Raw genomic sequence first — 964 nt, forward strand, 5'->3', positions numbered from 1 at the left:
GTTTATGGTTAGGATGACTTTCATCTACCAAATATTTACCATAGCGTATTATGCCGTTATGCTTATCTTATACTCGCTCACTTCTTACAAACCAATTTTTTATTGTCATCTAAGTCTCATATGTTTATACATATAGACATAACATATTAAAAGTAAATATCAAGTTTATGGTGTAATTAAGTTTTCAATTCAAGATAGGACAACCCTACGGGTTGACGCCTTGCCCTTCGGGCTGGCTTCCTCTCTTGCTCATGTCTGCGACCCGAGACCCGCTCAAATCAAAAGCCCAGCCCCTCAAAATGCTCGACCTTCGGTCAACCATTTTGACCGGCTTCGACGTGGGGAAATTGTAAAAGCCTATATCAGATAATAGCCCCGGATTGGGCATTCTCTGACAGGGTTAGGAGGCGATTGCTTACACAGATAACCCGAGACCAAGCCAACTTGTTGGCGTAGCAGGTCGAGGGTTGGAGGCACGTTTTAGGGGATTATACGAAAAGGGGAATCCCCTTTCGTTTCACGCTCCCGAAGGGGATTTTCTCAAAGCCTATATCAGATAATAGCCCCGTAGGGGTGCCGTTATCTGGGCAGGGTTTCCACTTCCTGACCTTACCTTTTGGTCCAGCGGTATACGGTGGCTTGGCTGGCACCAGTGATTGCCATAACTTCCTGAATCGACTTTCCAGCCTGCAAAAGCTCGATGCCTTGTTCTCTGGTGGTCTTGCCTTTCAGCTTGCCACGGTATGACTGAATTTCAGAGGTGTGCGTGCTTTCAACGTAATACTCAAAATCACCCTGATTCATCCGCTTGCTTGTCCACTTTGCAACGCTTGTTGCCGTTGCACGGATTTCGCTCAACGGTAGCGGGCTGGTGAACTGCAGATTGATCATCTGTGCACGGGTCAGGCACGCATCGAGCCACTGACGATAGTCAGGCCAGCCCTGCCTTTGAGCCCTATAAGCC

General features: G+C 47.6%; 1 protein-coding gene. It reads right to left on the reverse strand.

Annotated features, from left to right (window positions below):
- Nucleotides 1–609 precede the first annotated feature (609 nt).
- Nucleotides 610–964, reverse strand: a 355-nt coding sequence (locus GHO42_RS03400; RefSeq protein WP_178114890.1) for a helix-turn-helix domain-containing protein, incomplete at its 5' end; no start/stop codon positions are given.

Origin of the sequence: Pseudomonas sp. FSL R10-0056 (assembly GCF_009600105.1) — a bacterium.
Lineage (GTDB): Bacteria > Pseudomonadota > Gammaproteobacteria > Pseudomonadales > Pseudomonadaceae > Aquipseudomonas > Aquipseudomonas bubulae.